21 protein-coding genes are annotated in these 20,393 nt (G+C 61.0%); 5 read left to right on the plus strand and 16 right to left on the minus strand.

The annotated features are described in order from the left end of the window. Positions 1–3 precede the first annotated feature (3 nt). The 9 genes from AC1DJO_RS12540 to AC1DJO_RS12580 all read right to left on the minus strand — a co-directional run bounded on the left by AC1DJO_RS12540 (position 4) and on the right by AC1DJO_RS12580 (position 10,518). Entirely contained in the window at positions 4–735 is a 732-nt protein-coding gene (locus AC1DJO_RS12540; RefSeq protein WP_477970797.1) for a nucleotidyltransferase family protein, read from the minus strand. 13 nt (positions 736–748) lie between these two features. Further along, entirely contained in the window at positions 749–2,266 is a 1,518-nt protein-coding gene (gene tsaE, locus AC1DJO_RS12545) for a tRNA (adenosine(37)-N6)-threonylcarbamoyltransferase complex ATPase subunit type 1 TsaE (protein ID WP_477970799.1), read from the minus strand. Further along, positions 2,263–4,851: a PAS domain-containing sensor histidine kinase gene (locus AC1DJO_RS12550; protein ID WP_477970801.1), complete on the minus strand. Its 2,589-nt coding sequence runs from the start codon at positions 4,849–4,851 to the stop codon at positions 2,263–2,265. The genes tsaE and AC1DJO_RS12550 overlap by 4 nt, the downstream gene beginning before the upstream one ends. Before the next feature lie 202 nt (positions 4,852–5,053). Further along, a complete protein-coding gene (gene ahcY, locus AC1DJO_RS12555; RefSeq protein WP_112386029.1) occupies positions 5,054–6,454 on the minus strand; it encodes an adenosylhomocysteinase in 1,401 nt (466 codons plus the stop codon). 164 nt (positions 6,455–6,618) lie between these two features. Next, complete coding sequence (locus tag AC1DJO_RS12560) at positions 6,619–6,900, minus strand: HPr family phosphocarrier protein (RefSeq protein ID WP_112386030.1); 282 nt, start codon at positions 6,898–6,900, stop codon at positions 6,619–6,621. Between the two features lie 9 nt (positions 6,901–6,909). Beyond that, the gene (locus tag AC1DJO_RS12565) at positions 6,910–7,311 is read right to left on the minus strand and encodes a PTS sugar transporter subunit IIA (protein ID WP_025584219.1); all 402 of its coding nucleotides are present in this window, start codon (positions 7,309–7,311) and stop codon (positions 6,910–6,912) included. 152 nt (positions 7,312–7,463) lie between these two features. After that, positions 7,464–7,913, minus strand: coding sequence for an HPr kinase/phosphorylase (locus AC1DJO_RS12570; protein ID WP_477970803.1), 450 nt, complete (start codon positions 7,911–7,913; stop codon positions 7,464–7,466). After that, on the minus strand, positions 7,913–9,703 hold the full coding sequence (locus tag AC1DJO_RS12575; RefSeq protein WP_477970805.1) for a stimulus-sensing domain-containing protein: 1,791 nt from the start codon (positions 9,701–9,703) through the stop codon (positions 7,913–7,915). The genes AC1DJO_RS12570 and AC1DJO_RS12575 overlap by 1 nt, the downstream gene beginning before the upstream one ends. A gap of 80 nt (positions 9,704–9,783) precedes the next feature. Next, the gene (locus tag AC1DJO_RS12580) at positions 9,784–10,518 is read right to left on the minus strand and encodes a response regulator transcription factor (protein WP_310296724.1); all 735 of its coding nucleotides are present in this window, start codon (positions 10,516–10,518) and stop codon (positions 9,784–9,786) included. A 337-nt stretch (positions 10,519–10,855) separates the two neighbouring features. Here AC1DJO_RS12580 and AC1DJO_RS12585 point away from each other — a divergent pair, with 337 nt between their 5' ends. From AC1DJO_RS12585 to AC1DJO_RS12595, 3 genes are all read left to right on the plus strand, one after another. After that, complete coding sequence (locus AC1DJO_RS12585; RefSeq protein WP_477970807.1) at positions 10,856–12,466, plus strand: phosphoenolpyruvate carboxykinase; 1,611 nt, start codon at positions 10,856–10,858, stop codon at positions 12,464–12,466. A gap of 96 nt (positions 12,467–12,562) precedes the next feature. Beyond that, entirely contained in the window at positions 12,563–12,997 is a 435-nt protein-coding gene (gene arfB, locus AC1DJO_RS12590; RefSeq protein WP_112517926.1) for an alternative ribosome rescue aminoacyl-tRNA hydrolase ArfB, read from the plus strand. A 1-nt stretch (position 12,998) separates the two neighbouring features. After that, positions 12,999–13,610, plus strand: a complete 612-nt coding sequence (locus tag AC1DJO_RS12595) for an alpha-ketoglutarate-dependent dioxygenase AlkB family protein (RefSeq protein ID WP_477970809.1) — start codon at positions 12,999–13,001, stop codon at positions 13,608–13,610. Positions 13,611–13,616: 6 nt separating this feature from the next. On the opposite strand, the gene coaA is transcribed toward AC1DJO_RS12595, so the two are convergent. The 7 genes from coaA to hisB are packed head-to-tail and all read right to left on the minus strand — an operon-like array spanning position 13,617 to position 18,277. After that, positions 13,617–14,612, minus strand: a complete 996-nt coding sequence (gene coaA, locus AC1DJO_RS12600) for a type I pantothenate kinase (protein ID WP_477940964.1) — start codon at positions 14,610–14,612, stop codon at positions 13,617–13,619. Then, a complete protein-coding gene (locus AC1DJO_RS12605) occupies positions 14,609–14,932 on the minus strand; it encodes a phosphoribosyl-ATP diphosphatase (protein WP_477940963.1) in 324 nt (107 codons plus the stop codon). Before AC1DJO_RS12605 ends, coaA begins: the two co-directional genes overlap by 4 nt. Positions 14,933–14,946: 14 nt before the next feature. Next, positions 14,947–15,735, minus strand: coding sequence for an imidazole glycerol phosphate synthase subunit HisF (gene hisF, locus AC1DJO_RS12610; RefSeq protein WP_477970811.1), 789 nt, complete (start codon positions 15,733–15,735; stop codon positions 14,947–14,949). Further along, positions 15,732–16,481 (minus strand): 1-(5-phosphoribosyl)-5-[(5-phosphoribosylamino)methylideneamino]imidazole-4-carboxamide isomerase, encoded by a 750-nt coding sequence (hisA, locus tag AC1DJO_RS12615; protein ID WP_477970813.1) that lies wholly within the window; start codon positions 16,479–16,481, stop codon positions 15,732–15,734. The genes hisF and hisA overlap by 4 nt, the downstream gene beginning before the upstream one ends. 27 nt (positions 16,482–16,508) lie before the next feature. After that, positions 16,509–17,159, minus strand: coding sequence for an imidazole glycerol phosphate synthase subunit HisH (gene hisH, locus AC1DJO_RS12620; RefSeq protein WP_477970815.1), 651 nt, complete (start codon positions 17,157–17,159; stop codon positions 16,509–16,511). Further along, the gene (locus tag AC1DJO_RS12625) at positions 17,159–17,644 is read right to left on the minus strand and encodes a DUF2628 domain-containing protein (RefSeq protein WP_477970817.1); all 486 of its coding nucleotides are present in this window, start codon (positions 17,642–17,644) and stop codon (positions 17,159–17,161) included. The genes hisH and AC1DJO_RS12625 overlap by 1 nt, the downstream gene beginning before the upstream one ends. Before the next feature lie 24 nt (positions 17,645–17,668). After that, positions 17,669–18,277: an imidazoleglycerol-phosphate dehydratase HisB gene (gene hisB / locus AC1DJO_RS12630; RefSeq protein ID WP_477970819.1), complete on the minus strand. Its 609-nt coding sequence runs from the start codon at positions 18,275–18,277 to the stop codon at positions 17,669–17,671. Positions 18,278–18,454: 177 nt separating this feature from the next. Between hisB and hslV the strand changes: the two genes are divergently transcribed. After that, on the plus strand, positions 18,455–18,982 hold the full coding sequence (hslV, locus tag AC1DJO_RS12635) for an ATP-dependent protease subunit HslV (protein ID WP_477970821.1): 528 nt from the start codon (positions 18,455–18,457) through the stop codon (positions 18,980–18,982). 76 nt (positions 18,983–19,058) lie between these two features. Continuing rightward, on the plus strand, positions 19,059–20,366 hold the full coding sequence (gene hslU, locus AC1DJO_RS12640) for an ATP-dependent protease ATPase subunit HslU (protein WP_477970823.1): 1,308 nt from the start codon (positions 19,059–19,061) through the stop codon (positions 20,364–20,366). The last annotated feature ends 27 nt before the right edge of the window (positions 20,367–20,393 follow it).

Here is a 20,393-nt window from a genome sequence, read left to right on the forward strand (position 1 = left end):
CGCCTAAGCAAACGTCCGGAATTGCCGGATCGTTTCCTCTGCTTCATCGACGGCTTCGGGCGTGCCGACGGTCAGCCAGTGCCCGTCCATCATCATTCCGTAGAGCCTGCCGCGTCCGATCGCCTTGTCGAAATAACTGTTGATGTTGAAGGGGTCGCGCGGCGCATCGTCGAGAAATTCAGGCCGCATCGCAAAGGCGCCGGCATACACGACGGGGTTCGACTGGTCGTCCCGGTAGCGTGTCAGGCGGCCATCCGCTGCCATGCTGAAATCATTGATGCCGTTATGGCCGGTCGTGTTCTCGATGCGCACGCAAAGCATCGCCATGTCCATGCTGCCGGCATCGAAGAATCCGGCTAATCGATCGAGATTGCTGGGTGCGCCCGGCTGTTCGCCGATCCAGAAGAGATCGGCGTTCATCACGAAGATCGTCTCCCGGTCGAGCAGCGTCAGGCCCTTGACGATGCCGCCGCCATTGTTCAGCAGGCCGCCGCGCTCGTCGGAAATCAGGATATCGAGGCCGTGATACGACTTCAGATGCGCTTCCATCTGGTCGGCGAAATGGTGGACGTTGACGGCAACGCGTTCGACGCCGGCCTGCTTCAGCGAGTCCAGCGTATAGTCGATCATCGGCTTGCCGCCGATTCTCACCAACGGCTTCGGCATCGTATCGGTGATCGGGCGCATGCGGGTGCCAAGACCCGCCGCCAATACCATGGCTTGTTTGATTGTCATCGTGGTCCGGAACTTATGATTCGCTGATGCCTATTCCAGCCCTTGCGCACCATTCGCGCAAGGGGGCGAGCGCTTCATGCTCAAGGGCCACCTGGAGATAGGCGAGTGTACGCGGCATATGCTTGAGATAGCCCGGTTTGCCGTCACGCTGCAACAGCCGCACCCAGAGCCCGGCAAGTTTGCAATTGCGCTGCGCAGACATGATCGCCCAGCTCTTCAGGAAGGATGTTTCATCGAAGCCGCCCTGGGCCCGGCGGATCGACAGATAGTCGTCCATCAGCTCCCGGAAGAGCGGTGGCTCGATGGTGACCCGCGCGTCTTGGGCGATCGATGCCAGATCGTAGGACGTCGGGCCGATCATCGCGTCCTGGAAATCGATCAGGCCGATTTTCTGGATCCCCTGCCGGTCGCCGCGCCAGATGATGTTCGGCGAATGGAAATCGCGCAGCAGCAGGTTCTTTTCGGCATCGGCCAGCTGGTCGATGAGATCGTCCCAGATCGCGAGATACGCATCCCGCTCCGCATCTGAGGCTGCCTGGCCGCCGCGCTTCCACGGCAGATGCCAGTCGAGCACCAGGCGGACTTCCATCTTCATCGCCGTCCGGTCGAAATCCGGGATGTGGTGAATGTGATCCCTTGTAACGGGAATATCCTGCGGGATCTGCATGCCATGCAGATGCGCGAGGCAGGCGACGCTTTCGCGATAACGCTCGATGATCGGCTTTCCGCCGGTATCAAGAACACCTTCGGTTCCGAGATCCTCGATCAGCAATATGCCTTGGTCGTAGTCGACGCCGTAGATTTCAGGCGTTGCGAAGCCGCGCTGCCGCAGAGTATCGGCGATGGCAACGAAGGGATAGGCGTTCTCTGCAAGATGAGCGACCTTCGGGTAGGGCTTGCCGTCAAAGACTGCGGGTCCTTCCGGCAGCGGCGGCCAATCCATCAGGATCTTCCGCTCGCCTGTCGCGGGATAGACCGCCTCATAAGCGCGCAACGATGCATCGCCCGTCAGGAAGCGGCGTCCGGCGCCGGCATAGCCGAGACCGGCAAGAAATGTCCGGATAGCCAGGACGCGCTGGATACGCTCGGCTTTCTTCGGCGGCGCCTTGATGGTCAGGCGGCGCCCGGCGCCCTCGTGCGTCAGGGTCAGTTCAATCCGATCACCAGGCATCTCGTCCGCGGCCATCTCGGGCCACTCGACGAGGCAGATACCCGATTGCAGCGCCTCGTCGAAACCAAGTTCTTCAAGCTCGGAGCCATCGGCAAGCCGATAGAGATCGAAATGCGCAACCGGAATTCTAAGATCATAGGCTTGGACCAGCGTGAATGTCGGGCTTGGCACTTCCAATGCCGGATCGTCGGCGATGGCGCGGATCAGCGCCCGGGCCAGAGACGATTTTCCTGCGCCGAGATCACCCGACAGCGTCAGGCAGTCGCCCGGCTTGACGGCGAGCGCCAGATCTTCGCCGAGACGGCCGGTTGCCGCCTCGTCTTCCAGAAACAGGGAGATCGCGCCAGCGTCGGCCGTCATTCGGCGGCTGCGACGGCACGCGGCAGGTTGACGGATGGAATCCGGCAAACGACCGTGGTGCCGCGGCCAGGCTTGCTGTCGATCGTTACCTTGCCGTTATGCAGGCTGACGAAGCTGTCGACGATCGAGAGACCGAGACCGGCACCGCCGCGCTTACCGCTCTTTGCACCGGTGGCGAAGCGATCGAAGACAGTAGCGATCATCTCCTGCGAGATGCCCGGGCCACGATCGGCCACAGAAAATACGAAATCGGTGCCTTCGCGATGGCATTCGAGCGCAATCGCCGCGCCCTCGGGCGAGAAATTGGCGGCATTCGACAGCAGTTTCAGCAGGATTTGCTTCAGGCGCTGTGAATCGGCAACGATGGTGCCGAGCTGCGACGGCGAGGTGATCTCCAGCGTTACGCCGCTTTCCTGCAGTCGGTCGGCGATCTGCATCGAGACGTCGTCCAGCAGGTCGCTGAGATCGATCTCGGAATAGTTCAGCCGCATAATGCCTGCATCGACGGTCGCCAGGTCGAGAATGTCGTTGACCAGCGTCAGTAGGACAGACGAGGAAGTGGCGATATGGTCGATATATTCGGCCTGCCGATCGTTCAGCGGACCGACGCCCGGCGTGCGCAGCAGATCGGTGAAACCGATGATGTTGGTCAGCGGCGAACGAAGCTCGTAGGAAACGTGCTGGACGAAATCGTTCTTCAGCTCGTCGGCCTTGCGCAGCGCTTCGTTCTTCTCGGTCAGGGCGCGCTCGGCGCGAACCGAATCCGTCATGTTGACGAAGGTCAGCATCGTCTGTGCATTCGGCAGTGGTATCACCGCGTAGTCGAGCACGAGGCCGGAGAACAGTTCCAGCGTGCCCTGGCTCGAACGGCGTTCGTCGTCGAAGCTGGTGATGAGCTCGGCAAAGGTCTTCCAGCCATCCGGCTTGTCATAAGACGGAGCACAGGCTTCGCCGACGGCGCGGATATGGGTGCCGGGCTTGGCTTCGGCCTCGGTGATGCCCCAGAGGACGCGGAAGGCAGGGTTCGACAGGCGGATCCGCCCGTCAGGCCCGAACACCGCCACACCTTCCGAAAGGTGGTCGATCGTCTCGCCCTGAACCTTCACCAGCGTGTTGTAGCGCGTTTCGAGATCGACCTGCTCGGTGAGGTTCTCGAATACCCAGGTAGCGCCGCCTTGCGGATGCGCTGTGGCGAAGACGCGCAGCGTCTGGCCGTTCGGCAGATGCCAGAGGTCGGATTTCGTATCGAGAGCCTGGTAGACGGAAAGCGCTGTTTCCTTCCAGCTCTTCCAGTTCAGCTGGTCCGGCAGTTTCTTGGCCGCCCGCAGGCGCTCTAGAAGCTCGGCATTGTCAGGCTTGCGCTCGAGGAAGGCGATATCGAGCTCCCAGAGGGTCACGAAGGCCTGATTATAGAATTGGAGCCGCTGCTCGCCGTCGAAGATCGCAACCGGTGTTGCCAGATGATCGAGGGTCTCGGCGTGGCTTTTCAGCGTCCGCTCAAGCTCGGCACGAACCGCCTCGGCATCCGAGACGTCGATGGCGATACCCGCCGAGCCGGTGGGAACCTTGACATCGACGACATCGAAGAATGTCCGGTTGCCGCTGACGACGGTCGAAATCTTGTCGTGAAAAGGCGATTCAGGCGTTGCCGTGGCGCGGATGCGCTCGCGGGCGATCGTCGTCAGGAATTCACGGCTCTCGTTGATTGCCTGCTGCGGCGACTTCGCCTCGACGGCATCGCCGTAAGCCTGGTTGACCCAGGTCAGGCGGCCCTCGACATCCCGCTGCCAGGCCGGCAGGTCGATGGCATCGAGCAGGCTCTGGAAGGCCGAGATCGACGACATCAGCCGTTCGCGCTCGATCTTCAGTTCGGCGAGTTCGGCGCGCAGATTGTTGAGCGCGACAAAGCGAACAAAGGCGCGGCCGCCGGATACACGGCCCTGTGCCTCGAGAATTTCATCGCGATTGGTTTCGACCACCATATCGAAGCTCTGGCCTGCTTCGCGCAGGCGGTCGATTGCATGGTCAAGCTCGGATGCCGAGCGGGGCTTCAGCCACAGGCCGAACGCCAGGAATTCGTTGTCCTGCGGAGCACCTGTTTCGGCCGGCAGCTGTCCCAGCAGTTCGGGGCGCTCGCTGCCGTCCCAGACGACGATGCGGCGGTTCTTGTCGGCGATTAGTGCCTGATATTGCGATATGCGCTGCTGCGCGTCCGACAGCGCCGTGCGGATGTCGCGGCTCTCGGTTTCCAGGTTGCCGCGCTGGCGCACCAGCCAGAGGGTGGAAAGCAGAGCCGCGGAGATGACCCCGATGACAACGGAAACGCCGACGACCTGAGATGACGTGAAGAGGTGTGCCGATGCCGCAGCCTCGGATTCGACCTGAGCCAGAACCGGCCGCGCAAGCGCTGCGATCGCCGTGCCACCGGCACAAATCTTCGCCAGCCGCGTCAGCGAGCTTTTTCCCTGCTTCACGGCCCGCCCGGCCGCCGCAGGTGTATTGTGTTCTGCTGCCGCTACCTGGCGGATATCAGGCCGAGCGCCGTCATCCACCTGTGCTGGCAGGCTTTTCTCTACGTCCGGCATTCCCGGTCTGTCTCCGTCCTTTAATGTGCCGCATCACGACAAGACATCCCATTTTCGGGCAAACGGACGAGTCCGGGCCACGAATCGAGTTCTAAAACAATACTTCGGATGGGATTCAGCGGGAAGGTAGGAGGCAAAAAATAAGGGCGCCGCAAATGTCAATGCGGCGCCCATCAAGATGTTGTGGATACTGGCGATACGATTAGTATCTGTAGTGGTCAGCCTTGAACGGGCCCTGCGGCTTCACGCCGATATAGGCAGCCTGTTCTTCAGAAAGCTGGGTCAGCTTGACGCCGAGCTTGCCGAGATGCAGGCGGGCGACCTTCTCGTCGAGGTGCTTCGGCAGGATATAGACCTGGTTGGAATACTGGTCGGGCTTGGTGAAGAGCTCGATCTGCGCCAGCGTCTGGTTGGTGAAGGAGGCCGACATCACGAAGGACGGATGGCCGGTGGCGTTGCCGAGGTTCAGCAGGCGTCCTTCCGACAGCAGGATGATGCGGTTGCCCTTCGGGAACTCGATCAGGTCGACCTGCGGCTTGACGTTGGTCCACTTGAGGTTACGCAGCGCCGCAACTTCGATTTCGTTGTCGAAGTGGCCGATATTGCCGACGATCGCCATGTCCTTCATCGCCCGCATATGGTCGATGCGGATGACGTCCTTGTTGCCGGTCGTGGTGATGAAGATGTCTGCCGAAGAGACGACGTCTTCGAGCAGAACGACTTCATAGCCATCCATGGCAGCCTGCAATGCGCAGATCGGATCGGCTTCGGTGACCTTGACGCGGGCGCCGGCGCCGGAGAGCGAGGCGGCAGAACCCTTGCCGACATCGCCGTAACCGCAGACGACGGCAACCTTGCCGGCCATCATCACGTCGGTGCCGCGGCGGATGCCGTCAACGAGCGATTCCTTGCAGCCGTACTTGTTGTCGAACTTCGACTTCGTGACGCTATCGTTGACGTTGATCGCCGGGAACGGCAGCAGGCCCTTGGCATGCAGCTGGTACAGGCGATTGACGCCGGTGGTGGTCTCTTCGGTGACGCCCTTGATTGCGTCGCGCTGCTTGGTGAACCAGCCCGGCGATGCGGCAAGGCGCTTCTTGATCTGCGCGAAGAGGATTTCTTCTTCCTCGGAATGCGGGTTCGACAGCACGTCTTCACCGGCTTCGGCGCGGGCGCCGAGCAGGATGTACATGGTCGCGTCGCCGCCATCGTCGAGGATCATGTTGGAGAAGCCACCATCAGCCCACTGGAAGATCTTGTCGGTATAGGTCCAGTAGTCTTCGAGCGACTCGCCCTTGATCGCGAAGACCGGGATGCCGGCAGCGGCGATCGCAGCAGCAGCGTGATCCTGCGTCGAGAAGATATTGCACGAGGCCCAGCGAACTTCGGCGCCGAGCGCCGTCAGCGTCTCGATGAGAACGGCGGTCTGGATCGTCATGTGCAGCGAGCCGGTGATGCGCGCGCCCTTCAGCGGCTTCGACTGGCCGAATTCTTCGCGGCTGGACATCAGGCCCGGCATTTCGGTTTCGGCGATCGTAATTTCCTTACGGCCGAAATCTGCAAGACCGATATCGGCGACGACATAATCTTTTTCAGTGCTCATTGAGGTCTCCAGCTGAAAAGCATCTCAAAATCAAACCTGCGCCGCAAATATCGCGCAGCGCCAACACGTGCCTTATGCACGGCCATGCCAGCCGTTTATCAGGCTTCAGGGACCATGGCAATAAAGATATAAAGAAGTCTTTATATGGTTATATGACGAGTGGATCAGATCTCTTCGCCGAACTTGTTCTGGATCAGCTGATCCAGGGCGTCGAGGGCTTCGATCGCCTGATTGCCGCTGGCGGTGACCAGAACGGTCGAGCCGGGGCTCGCGGCAAGCATCATCAGGCCCATGATCGACGTACCGCCGACGGTCATGCCATCTTTGGACACGGTGATCGCAGCGTCGAACGTATCGACCATCTGGACGAATTTCGCTGAGGCGCGTGCATGAAGACCGCGCTTGTTGATGATGAGGAGTTCCCGGGAGAGCTGCGTCGTGGTCATGAAGGCCCGTTATTTTCCGCTGAGAACGCGGCTCGCGACGTTGATGTATTTCCGGCCGGCTTCCGAAGCTTCAGCCAGGGCCTTTTCCATGTTGTTCTCGCCTCTGACGCCAGCGAGCTTGATCAGCATCGGCAGGTTCATACCGGCGATCACTTCGGTATGGCCGCTGCTCATCACCGAGATAGCAAGGTTGGAAGGCGTACCGCCGAACATATCGGTCAGGATCACCACACCATGACCGTCATCGGCGCCGGCGACAGCTTGAAGAATATCCTGCCGCCGCTGATCCATATCGTCTTCGGGGCCGATGCAGACCGTCTCGATGAATTTCTGAGGACCGACGACATGCTCGACAGCATGACGAAACTCTTCAGCCAGCTTGCCATGAGTGACAAGCACAAGTCCGATCATGATTTAACTGCTCCCAATGGCATATCAACCGCGGCCCCAATATCGCAATGCAACAATCGCGTCCACCGGTGGGGGCACATCTTGGCGATCAAAAGCCGAAGTGCAAGACAAAAATGCGGAGATCGCAGGCAATTCTGCCGGATTATGAGGCATTATCGACCGATTTCCGGGGCTTTCGCCATCAGAACCGCGAGCGGCAGCCGGGTACCGCCAAGCAGCCGGATGACCGGCAGCAGAAAGCCACTGGCGACCTCCATTTGCTCATTTTCCGGCGGCAGGCGATTTTCGCCGGAGGCGCTGCCGGGCAGGATGGCGAAATGCATGGTAGCGTCGGCAATGCTGTCCAGCGCCACGATGCCGGTGCCGCGAAGTTCGATTAGCCCGGCGATCGAATCAGGCCGCCGGGCGATGATCTGCCCGTCCCGGTTCTCGAGAAACACCTGATCGTCGGCAACGAGGACGGCGTCGAGGCCGATCCGTTTCGCCTCGGTCAGGCAGGTGAAGGCGAGCGTCGACTTGCCCCAGCCGGATGGACCCGAAAACAGCAGCCCGGTGCCGTTGATCTTTATCGCCGTCGCGTGAACGTTGACCGGCGCGCGCATCAGCTATTGGCAGCCGCGGGCAGGGCGAGGATGAAGCGGGCGCCAAGAACCTCGGCACTTTCCGCATCGATAATGTTTTCGGCGCGCAGCGAGCCGCCATGGGCTTCGGCAATCTGGCGGCTGATCGAAAGGCCGAGACCGGAATTCTGCCCGAAGCCTTCCGACTCAGGCCGGTCAGTATAGAAGCGCTCGAAAATGCGATCGATGTTCTCGGCCTGGATGCCCGGACCGTTGTCTTCGATATAGACGAGGCAACGGGAACGGGTCCGCACCAGCCGCACGATGATCCGGCCGCCTTCCTGGGGAACGAAGGAGCGGGCATTCTCGATCAGGTTGGTGACGATCTGGCCGATGCGCAGGTCGTGGCCGTTGACGACGAAGCGGGTCTTTACCCCCGGCTTCCGCTCGATCACCAGCTCGATATGCACATCCTTGTTCTTGCTGCGGATCTGCCTGGAGACGTCGACGAGATCGGTCAGGAATTTTTCCAGATCGACCGAGCGGGCATCGACGCGCGCCAGTTCGGCATCGAGACGCGAGGCGTCGGAAATATCGCTGATCAGGCGATCCAGGCGGCGAACATCATGCTGGATGACATCCATCAGCCGCTTCTTGGAATCGTCGGATTTCGCCAGCGGCAGCGTCTCGACCGCGCTTCGAAGAGAGGTCAGCGGGTTCTTCAACTCGTGGCTGACATCGGCGGCAAAGCTCTCGATCGCATCGATACGGTCGTAGAGTGCCGTCGTCATTTCGCGCAGCGCGATCGAAAGATTGCCAATTTCGTCCTGGCGGGCGGAGAAGTCGGGGATCTCCTCGCGCTCCTTAGCGCCGCGCCGGACGCGGATCGCGGCTGCCGACAGGCGGCGCAGCGGATTGGCAATCGTTGACGACAGAACGAGCGACAGCAGAACGTTGACGAGTGTCGCGACACCGAAGACACGCATGATCGCCAGACGTTCCGCGTGAACGATGTTGTCAATATCGCCGGCCTGGGTCGAAAGCAGAAGCACGCCGAGAACCGCGCGGAAACGCTGCACCGGCACGGCGACCGAGACGATCAGCTCGCCCTTCTCAGTGGTGCGCACCACTGCGCCGCGCACGCCGGTCAGCGCATTCATCACTTCAGGATAGATCGAGCCGTCGCCACCAGGCGCTTCCTTGTACACCGGCAGATTGCCGGGCTGCAGCGCCTTGTTGAACAGGGTGGTGAACCATTCGCCCCATGTCTGCTTCTCTTCCTCGACTGGCGGAAGATCGAAACGGAGCACCTGGCCGCGGGAATAGAGATGGCGGGAATCGAGCAGCAGATTGGCGTCGGCGTCGAAGATGCGAGCACGGGTGCGGGTCGGCGAGATCAGCCGACGGAGAACCGGCGCCACCTTTTCCGGATCGATCGGAAATTCCAGATCTTCGTCGTTCGGAACTGGGGTGATGCTCTGGCCGGCTTGTAGTTCCAGCAGCTTCTGCGGATCGATGGTGATCGAATTTGTATCGACCGATGCCGAAGCGGAGACCGCGCCGGCAATGATTTCGCCCTGCGTCAGCAAGCTTTCGACACGCGCGTCAATCAGCCCTTCGCGGAACTGGTTGAGGTAGAGAATGCCGCCGACGAGGACGAGCAGCGCCGCCAGATTGAAGAACAGGATCCGGCGCGTTAGGCTCGAAAAGACGGCATTGCCGAAGATCCGGCGGATGATGGTGAAGGGATGCGACCAGCGCCTTCCCCGGACGCGGCGGCCGGTTACGCCATCCGCATCGTCCAGATCCCTTTCCTGCACCAACTGTGCCAACGACAGGCCCTTTCGGAGGGCGCGGCCGGATGTACGGCCAGCGAGCCCTCAACAATACTCATGTGCCCCGCGGTAACGCGTCAGGCTGCTTCGCGGAAGCGGTAACCCACTCCGTAGAGCGTTTCAATCATATCAAAATCGTTGTCGACCATCTTGAATTTCTTGCGCAGCCGCTTGATGTGGCTGTCGATGGTGCGGTCGTCGACATAGACCTGCTCGTCATAGGCGGCATCCATCAGCGCATCGCGGCTCTTGACGACGCCCGGGCGCTGCGCAAGCGAATGCAGGATCAGGAATTCGGTGACAGTCAGCGTCACCGGTTCGGCTTTCCAGGTGCAGGTGTGGCGCTCCTGGTCCATGACCAGCTGCCCACGCTCCAGCGAGCGGGCGGGCTGTGCTGCACCGGGCTTCGGCGCGGTACCGCTTGTGCCTGCGGCCGCGGCTGCTTCCCGGCTCGAGGCGCGGCGCAGCACGGCGCGGACACGCTCGACCAGCAGGCGCTGCGAGAACGGCTTGGTGATGAAATCGTCGGCACCCATCTTGAGGCCGAAGAGCTCATCGATCTCCTCATCCTTGGATGTCAGGAAGATGACCGGCATGTCGGACTTCTGGCGCAGGCGGCGCAGAAGCTCCATCCCGTCCATGCGCGGCATCTTGATGTCGAAGATGGCGAGCTGCGGCGGACGGGCGATGAGACCATCGAGCGCCGAAGCGCCGTCCGTATATGTCTCGACCTTATATCCCTCGGCTTCCAGTGCGATCGACACTGACGTCAGGATGTTGCGGTCGTCGTCAACGAGCGCGATTGTCGGCATGGTGTTCGTCTCCGTCATTTATGCGCATCTCCCGGATTTTTGATGTCCCCAGGCGGCCTCTCCAGCCGGATGCGCTTATGGAGGATAAAGGTGGAACAAATTGTGGCAAAGATAAAGGGGCGGATTGTTCGAATATTCCGGCCGCAATCAAAGGTGGTGCGACATACTGAACCAAACCATCCAGTTCAAACGATTTAAAAATAACGATTCTTATTTAAATCGATTAAATATATGATATCATTACACTTTTCGAATTACACTCTCTTGCTTTTTAAAATTCCCCATCTTAGGTTCGCGTCAGTTTTAACGGCTGTATGCCTGAGCAAAGGGAAGAGCGATGGAAACGTTCGGAGTTCATAACCCGGCGGTAGCGCTGGCGACGATCGGTTTGGAGGGCGCTGCAAGCGTTCGCTATAACTTTACCGCCGCCTCCCTCTATGAGGAGTCGATTCGCCGTGGAGAAGCCGAACTCACCGCCCAGGGCGCGCTGCGCGCGTTGACCGGCCGGCACACCGGCCGTTCGCCGCGCGACAAGTTTGTCGTTCGCGATGCCGATACCGAAGCGCAGATTTGGTGGGACAACAACAAGCCGATGTCGCCGGAGCACTTCGCCGTGCTGCATGCCGACATGCTGGCTCACGCAAAGGGCAGGGAGCTTTTCGTGCAGGACCTGATCGGCGGTGCCGATGCCGGTCATGCTCTGCCGTCGCGTGTCGTCACCGAGTTTGCCTGGCACTCGCTGTTCATCCGCAATCTGCTGATCCGCCCGGAGCTCGAAGCACTGAAGACCTTCGTGCCGAAGCTGACGATCATCGATCTGCCGAGCTTCAAGGCTGATCCTGACCGCCATGGCTGCCGTAGCGAAACGGTCATTGCCTGCGACCTGACCAAGGGTCTCGTGCTGATCGGCGGCACGTCCTACGCCGGTGAAATGAAGAAGTCGGTCTTCACCGTCCTCAACTACCTGCTTCCGGCCAAGGGCGTCATGCCGATGCACTGCTCGGCCAATGCCGGTCCGGATGGCGATAGTGCGGTCTTCTTCGGCCTTTCGGGAACCGGCAAGACGACGCTGTCGGCCGATCCGGCCCGTACGCTGATCGGCGATGACGAGCACGGCTGGGGCGAAAACGGTATCTTCAACTTCGAAGGCGGTTGCTATGCCAAGACCATCCGTCTCTCGGCAGAAGCCGAACCAGAGATTTACGCGACGACGCAGCGCTTCGGCACTGTTCTCGAGAACGTCGTGTTGAACGAACAGCGCGAGCCGGATTTCGACGATGGCTCGCTGACGGAAAATACCCGTTGCGCCTATCCGCTGGACTTCATTCCAAACGCCTCGAAGACCGGCCTTGCCGCGCATCCGAAGACGATCATCATGCTGACGGCGGACGCCTTCGGCGTCATGCCGCCGATTGCCCGCCTGACGCCTGAACAGGCCATGTATCACTTCCTGTCCGGTTACACCGCAAAGGTCGCTGGTACCGAAAAGGGCGTGACCGAGCCGGAAGCAACCTTCTCGACCTGCTTCGGCGCCCCCTTCATGCCGCGTCATCCGGCTGAATACGGCAATCTGCTGAAGGAGCTGATCGGCCGTCACGGCGTCGAATGCTGGCTCGTCAACACCGGCTGGACCGGTGGCGCCTATGGCACCGGCAAGCGCATGCCCATCAAGGCGACACGCGCTTTGCTGGCTGCGGCTCTCTCGGGCGAACTCGCCAAGGCCGACTTCCGCGCCGATGCGAACTTTGGTTTCGCCGTTCCGGTGTCCGTCCCTGGCGTCGACAGCGGTATCCTCGATCCGCGCTCGACCTGGGCCGATGCGGCTGCCTACGACCGTCAGGCCGAAAAGCTGGTTGGCATGTTCATCGCCAACTTCGCCAAGTTCGAGGAACATGTCGATGGTGGCGTGCGTGACGCGGCACCGGGCCTGAAGATCGCTGCCGAGTAATCTAAACGGCTGATGATTCACGTGAAACCCGGCGGGCGACTGCCGGGTTTTTCTTTGCGTCTTCCAAAAGTCCGGATGATGTGAGATAGGTCAGGCATGGCCAGCGACGCGCTCTATATCAACGACCGGATTACCATCGCGGGATGGGAGCTGACGGAACAGTTCGTTCTGGCGGGTGGCCCCGGCGGGCAGAACGTCAACAAGGTGTCCACTGCAGTCCAGCTGTTCTTCAGCCTGGAGAACTCGCCGTCCCTGCCGGACCGCGTCAAGGCAAACGCCATCAAGCTCGCCGGAAGACGCATGTCGAAGGACGGCGTCTTGATGATCGAGGCAAGCCGCTTTCGCAGCCAGGACCGCAATCGTGAGGATGCCCGCGAGCGCCTCAAGGAACTGGTTCTCGAAGCCGCCAAACCACCGCCGCCACCGCGAAAGAAGACCCGGCCGACAAAAGGCTCCGTCGAGCGCCGCCTCAAGGAAAAGTCGGGCCGCTCCGAGGTCAAGAAGATGCGCGGCCGGCCGGCAGGAGACTGATATGCTCGAAATCTCCGGCGGAATCAGGCATTTTCCAGGCTATCTCGATCGCCCCGCTCAGGAGACGATGATCGAGACGATCCGCGAGATCGTCTCCGCCGCGCCTCTGTTCACGCCTGTGATGCCCGGCACCGGCAAACCGATGTCGGTGCGCATGAGCAATTGCGGCGAGCTTGGGTGGGTGACGGACAAGGGGCGCGGCTATCGCTATCAGCCGGTCCATCCGCTGACCGGAGAGGCCTGGCCGCCGATCCCGGACGCACTCATGGATCTCTGGAACGACGTTTCCGGCTATCACCTGCCGCCGCAGGCCTGCCTCATCAATTTCTACGCCGACGACGCCAAGATGGGCCTGCACCAGGACAAGGACGAGCAGGATCTCCGGGCGCCGGTCGTTTCCATCTCTCTCGGCAACACCTGCCTCTTCCGCGTCGGGGGAACCGCGCGGACCGACCGCACCCAGTCGCTGAAGCTCGCAAGCGGCGACGTGATCGTCCTCGGCGGCGAGGGTCGCCTCTGCTTCCACGGTGTCGATCGCATCTATCCCGCCACCTCGACGCTGCTGAAAAGTGGCGGCCGGATCAACCTCACTTTAAGGCGTGTGACGCCGTGAATCCGGCTAAAGCTTCCTGAGAGCCACCTGTTCGATCAGGTGGTTTGGTCCCTTGCGCAGGATCAGATCGGCGCGGGGGCGGGTCGGCAGGATGTTCTGGCGCAGGTTCTTCAGGTTGATGTTGGCCCAGAGCCCCTCGGCAATCCCAAGCGCTTCCTTTTCGCTGATCGAGGCATAGCGGTGGAAGTAGGAGTTCGGGTCGCGGAAGGCGGTTTCGCGCAGGCGCATGAAGCGATGCACGTACCAGTTATGGATCTGCTTTTCCTCAGCGTCGATATAGATCGAGAAGTCGAAGAAATCCGAGACCATTGGCACGATCTTGCCATCCGCCGGCAGGTCACGCGACTGCAGCACGTTGATGCCTTCGAAGATCAGGATGTCAGGCCGGTCGATGATCTTGTATTCGTTCGGGATGACGTCATAGACGAGGTGCGAGTAGATGGGCGCCTTGACGTCCGCCTGTCCCGCCTTGATCGCCGAAAGGAAGCGCAGGATCGCTCCGGTATCATAGCTTTCAGGAAAACCTTTGCGCTGCATCAGGTTTTCGCGCTCAAGTACGGCGTTCGGATGCAGGAAGCCGTCGGTGGTGATCAGGTCAACCTTCGGGCTCGACGGCCAGCGGCGCAGCAGCTCTTTCAGTACGCGCGCGGTCGTCGATTTGCCGACGGCAACCGATCCGGCAATGCCTATCACGAAGGGTGTCTTGGCCACGCCCTCAAGATTGAGGAAGCGGTTGCGCTGTTCGAAGAGCAGCTGCGAGGATTCGACATGCGAGGACAGCAGGCGCGATAGCGAGAGATAAATGCGCCTGACTTCGTCGAGGTCGATCGGGTCGCCCATCGAACGCAGCCGCGTGACTTCCTCGCTGGTCAGTGTCAGCGGCGTATCGGCGCGGAACTTCGACCATTCCTCGGAGGAAAAGAAGTGATAGGGCGAATAGGCATTCGCCTGGAAGTGATCGAGCGCCTCGGGCGCTCCGATGATTTGCGACACGATACTCATGAACTCTGCCGGCTGGCCTTTTCCTTGAGGCCGGACTGAGCGGTCCGCCGCTCAAGTTCGGCCATGACATCCTGCAACGGAATGCCTGCAATCTTCAATACGACCAATAGGTGATAGAGGACATCGGCTGACTCGTAGGTGAGGTTGGCCCTGTCATCGGTCACCGCCGCCATTACGGCTTCGATTGCCTCCTCACCCAGCTTCTTGGCTGCTTTCGGCTGCCCGGCCCGGACAAGCTTGGCCGTCCAGGATTCGTCCGGTGAAACCTTCGACCGCTCATCGACGATCTTTTCCAGATCGGAAAGGGAAAATCCGCTCATTCTATCGCTTTCACTCAGTCGAGCCGCATCGCAATGCCGTTTGAATTCATATAGCGCTTCGCTTCGCCGACGGAATAGGTGCCGAAATGGAAGATCGACGCGGCCAGCACCGCCGTCGCATGGCCTTCCTTCACACCCGCCACAAGATCGTCGAGGCTGCCGACGCCGCCGGAGGCGATGACGGGCACGCGAACGCTGTCGGCAATCGCCCGCGTCAGTTCCAGATCGTAGCCGATCTTGGTACCGTCGCGATCCATCGACGTCACGAGCAATTCCCCGGCGCCGCGGGCAACCATCTTCTGCGCGAACTCGACGGCATCGATGCCGGTCGCGTTGCGGCCACCATGGGTATAGATCTCCCAGGCGCTGAGGTTGTCCTGGCCGACGGCTTGCGTGCGGCGGCGCTTGGCGTCGATCGAGACGACAATGCACTGGTCGCCGAACTTGTCGGCAGCTTCGGCGACGAAATCAGGGTTGTTGACAGCGGCCGAATTGATCGAGACCTTGTCGGCGCCGCAGAGCAGCAGCTTCCGGATATCGCCGATGCTGCGAACACCGCCACCGACCGTCAGCGGCATGAAGCACTGTTCGGCGGTACGCGAGACGACGTCGAATATCGTCTCGCGATTGTCCGATGAAGCGGTGATGTCCAGAAAGCAGAGTTCGTCGGCACCGGCAGCGTCATAGGCTTTCGCGGCCTCGACGGGGTCACCGGCATCGATCAGATTGGTGAAGTTGACGCCCTTGACGACACGGCCGTCCTTGACGTCGAGGCAGGGGATGACACGGGCTTTCAGCGTCATTGTGCAATCTCCTTGGCGCGCGCCGCATTGATCAGCGAAAGCGCTTCCGCCGGATCGATACGGCCATCATAGAGGGCGCGGCCGGAAATCGCGCCTTCGAGCTTGCGGGCATCCGGCTGCAGCATCCGCTCGATATCGGCGATCGAAGCGAGGCCGCCCGAGGCGATCACGGGAATCGAAACAGCTTCGGCAAGTTCCAACGTCGAGGTCCAGTTGATGCCGGCAAGGATGCCGTCGCGGTCGATGTCGGTATAGATGATCGCCGCGACACCGGCGCCCTCGAATTTCTTCGCCAGCTCGATAATGCCGAGCTCCGAGGCCTCGGCCCATCCCTCGACGGCGACCTTGCCGCCTTTGGCATCGATGCCGACGGCAACGCGGCCCGGAAAAGCCCTGCAGGCCTCGATGACCAGTGCCGGATCGCGAACGGCGACCGTGCCGAGAATGACGCGCGCCAGACCGCGCGACAGCCAGCTCTCGATATGGTCGAGTGTGCGGATACCGCCGCCGAGCTGTACCGGGTTCTTCGTTGCCTTCAGGATCGCATCGACAGCCGCGCCGTTGACGCTTTCACCGGCAAAGGCGCCGTTGAGATCGACGACATGCAGCCATTCGAAACCCTGGTCTTCGAAAGCCTTGGCCTGTGCGGCAGGGTCGGGATTGTAGACCGTCGCCTGGTCCATATCGCCGAGCTTCAGACGGACGCACTGGCCGTCCTTCAGGTCGATGGCGGGAAAGAGGATCATGATGTCTGTCCTTGCTTCGCGCGAGCCTTACGGCTTCCAGCGCAGGAAATTGGTGATCAGGGCGAGGCCAAGCTTCTGGCTCTTCTCCGGATGGAACTGGGCGCCCACCATGTTGTCGCGGCCGACAAAGGCGGTCATCGGACCGCCATACCCGGTGGTTGCGATGACATCAGACGCATTTTCTGCCGCCAGATGATAAGAATGCACGAAATAGGCATGCAGCCCGTCCGGTCCGGTCGGGATACCGTCGAAGAGCGGATGCGGAGACCTGATATCGAGCGTGTTCCAGCCGATCTGCGGGATCTTCAGCGAGGCATCGTCAGGCGTCATTCCCTTGACGTCGCCGGGTATCCAGCCGAAGCCCTGGGTGACCGTCTTCTCCAAGCCGCGCGATGACATCAGCTGCATGCCGACGCAGATGCCGAGAAAGGGCTTGGCCTTCTTCTCGACCGCCTCGACAAGCACCTCGGCCATCTCAGGCACAGCATCGAGGCCGCGGCGGCAATCGGCATAGGCGCCGACGCCGGGCAGCACGATCCGGTCCGCGGCGGCAACGTCTTCCGCCTTATCCGTCAGGTCGATATGGGCGTCGATGCCTGCCTCGCGCGCTGCGCGTTCAAAGGCTTTCGTTGCCGAGCGCAGATTGCCCGAGCCGTAGTCGATAATTGCGACGCGCATCAGCGTCCTCCATCAAAACCAAAGAGACCAAGCGACGTAGCGTTGCCGTGGCGGCCGGTGGAGCGTCGATGTCGCTCCCATTCCGGTGCCGGCACGCTGCTGTCCTGCTCGATGGTCTCTATACCGGAAAAATAGATCTCTTCGGCCGCATCGACGGAGTCGGCCGTAATGACGGCATCCTCGTTCCAGCCCTTGGCGGCGAGGCTGCGGATACGAAAGTTCTGCCCCTCGAGCGCAACGATCAGGCTGGCTGCGAGCGTGATCGCAAAGCCGGCCGGCCACAGACCCTGCCGCTCCATCAGAACGCCACCGGTAGCCTGTGCGAGAAAGGCGGCGGCGGCGTGCAGCCAGAGGCGATGAGCCAGCAGCCACAGCCATGGGAAGAAGAAACCAAGAAACGTGAAGCCGTCGCGGATGACGCGCGTCTTCTCGTGGCCGGTATCGGCTCCGTCAGGCGCGGTGAGAAACAGATAGCTGGAAGTCAATGTCGTCAAGCTCCCTTAAGGGGCTCAGACGAGCGTGCCCTTCGTCGAGGGAACACGGCCCGCCTGTCTCGGATCGATCTCTGTCGCCGTACGCAGCGCGCGGGCAACGGCCTTGAAGCAGGTCTCTGCAATATGGTGGTTGTTGGCACCATATTGGTTGAGAACATGCAAGGTGATGCCGGCGTTCTGCGCGAGCGCCTGGAAGAATTCGCGGACAAGCTCCGTATCGAACGTGCCGATCTTCGGCGCGCTGAACGAAACGTTCCAGACGAGGAAAGGGCGGCCGGAAAGATCGACTGCGGCCTTTGTCATCGTCTCGTCCATGGCAAGGTCGATCGAGGCGTAGCGGGTGATGCCGCGCCGGTCGCCGAGCGCTTTCGAAATTGCCTGGCCGATCGCGATCCCGGTGTCTTCGACAGCGTGATGGTCGTCGACATGCAGATCGCCCTGCGTCTCGATCTCCATGTCGATGAGCGAATGTCGCGACAGCTGGTCGAGCATATGGTCGAAGAAGCCGACGCCCGTCGAAATCTTCGACTTGCCGGTGCCGTCGAGATTGACCGAAACCGAAACCGAGGTTTCGTTGGTCTTGCGGGAAACGGCGCCCGTGCGGCTTGCTGCGGTCTCGGCCATATGGCTGCTCCATCGGGAATGACGCGGGTTCCATATCAGGCGTTCCCTAAAATATCCAGAAGCGGGGCGGCAGAAAAACGGCACCATTTGCAATCGGCCGAAGCCCACTTACATAGGTCTCAACAGGGCCGGTGAGCGGCCCGCACAAAACCGCCCGGCCCCGGGCAAGGATGTTTTATGACAACGATTATTACAGTTCGAAAAGGCGGCAAGGTGGTCATGGCTGGCGATGGCCAGGTGAGCCTCGGCCAGACCGTCATGAAGGGCAATGCCCGCAAGGTTCGCCGTATCGGCAAAGGTGGCGAAGTGATCGCCGGTTTCGCCGGCGCCACCGCCGATGCCTTCACGCTGCTCGAGCGTCTCGAAAAGAAGCTGGAGCAGTATCCGGGCCAGTTGATGCGCGCCGCCGTGGAGCTCGCCAAGGACTGGCGTACCGACAAATATCTCCGCAATCTCGAAGCCATGATGCTAGTCGCCGACAAGACCGTCACCCTTGCCGTCACCGGCAACGGCGACGTTCTGGAGCCGGAACATGGTACGATGGCCATCGGCTCGGGCGGCAATTTTGCGCTCGCCGCATCGCTGGCTTTGCTGGATTCCGACAAGTCGGCGGAAGAAGTCGCGCGCAGGTCGCTCGATATCGCTGCCGATATTTGCGTCTATACCAATCACAACATCATCGTCGAAACGCTCGACGCCGAGTAACGGCCACTTAAATCAGAAGGGTTCCCGAAAGCCGGGCCACGACGGACGGCGAGACCGGGAAAGCCGAAAGGACGCCATGACCACCTTTTCACCACGCGAGATCGTATCCGAGCTCGATCGTCACATCATCGGTCAGCACGACGCCAAGCGCGCCGTGGCGATCGCCCTGCGCAATCGCTGGCGCCGCCAGCAGCTCGACGAGAGCCTGCGCGATGAAGTGATGCCGAAGAATATCCTGATGATCGGCCCGACAGGCGTCGGCAAGACGGAAATCTCCCGCCGTCTTGCGAAGCTCGCCGGCGCGCCTTTCATCAAGGTGGAAGCCACCAAGTTCACCGAAGTCGGCTATGTCGGCCGCGATGTCGAACAGATCATCCGCGACCTCGTCGAGATCGGCATCGGGCTCATTCGCGACAAGAAGCGCGTCGAAGTCGAAGCCAAGGCACATATGAGCGCCGAAGAACGCGTGCTCGATGCCCTGGTCGGCGCCACGGCCTCGCCCGCAACGCGCGACAGCTTCCGCAAGAAACTCCGCGCCGGCGAGCTCGACGACAAGGAAATCGATATCGAAGTCGCCGATTCCGGTTCAGGCATGGGCGGCTTTGATATCCCCGGCATGCCCGGCGCCAATATCGGCGTTCTGAACCTGTCCGATATGTTCGGCAAAGCGATGGGCGGCCGTACCAAAAAGGTCCGCACGACGGTCAAGGCATCCTACACCGATCTGATCCGCGACGAATCCGACAAGTTGATCGACAACGAAGTCATCCAGCGCGAGGCGGTTCGTTCCGTCGAGAACGACGGCATCGTCTTCCTCGACGAAATCGACAAGATCGCCGCCCGCGATGGCGGCATGGGTGCTGGCGTGTCCCGCGAAGGGGTTCAGCGCGACTTGCTGCCGCTGGTCGAGGGAACAACGGTTTCCACAAAGTATGGCCCGGTCAAGACCGACCATATCCTCTTCATCGCTTCCGGTGCCTTCCACGTCTCGAAGCCTTCGGATCTTCTGCCGGAACTGCAGGGCCGCTTGCCGATCCGCGTCGAGCTCCGGCCGCTCACCAAGGAAGATTTCCGCCGCATCCTGACGGAAACTGAGGCCAGCCTCATCCGCCAGTACCGGGCGCTGATGCAGACGGAAGAACTAAGCCTCGACTTCACCAGCGACGCGATCGACGCGCTTGCCGATGTTGCGGTTCACCTGAACTCGACGGTCGAGAATATCGGCGCCCGCCGCCTGCAGACGGTCATGGAGCGTGTGCTGGACGAAATCTCGTTCAATGCGCCCGATCGTGGCGGCAGCGCCGTGACCATCGACGCGGACTACGTCCGGGAGCATGTCGGCGATCTCGCCAACAATACCGATCTCTCGCGCTTCATTCTTTAAATTTCTCAATGCGCGAAATGCTTTGCG

It is taken from the genome of Rhizobium sp. 05N430 (assembly GCF_056396985.1).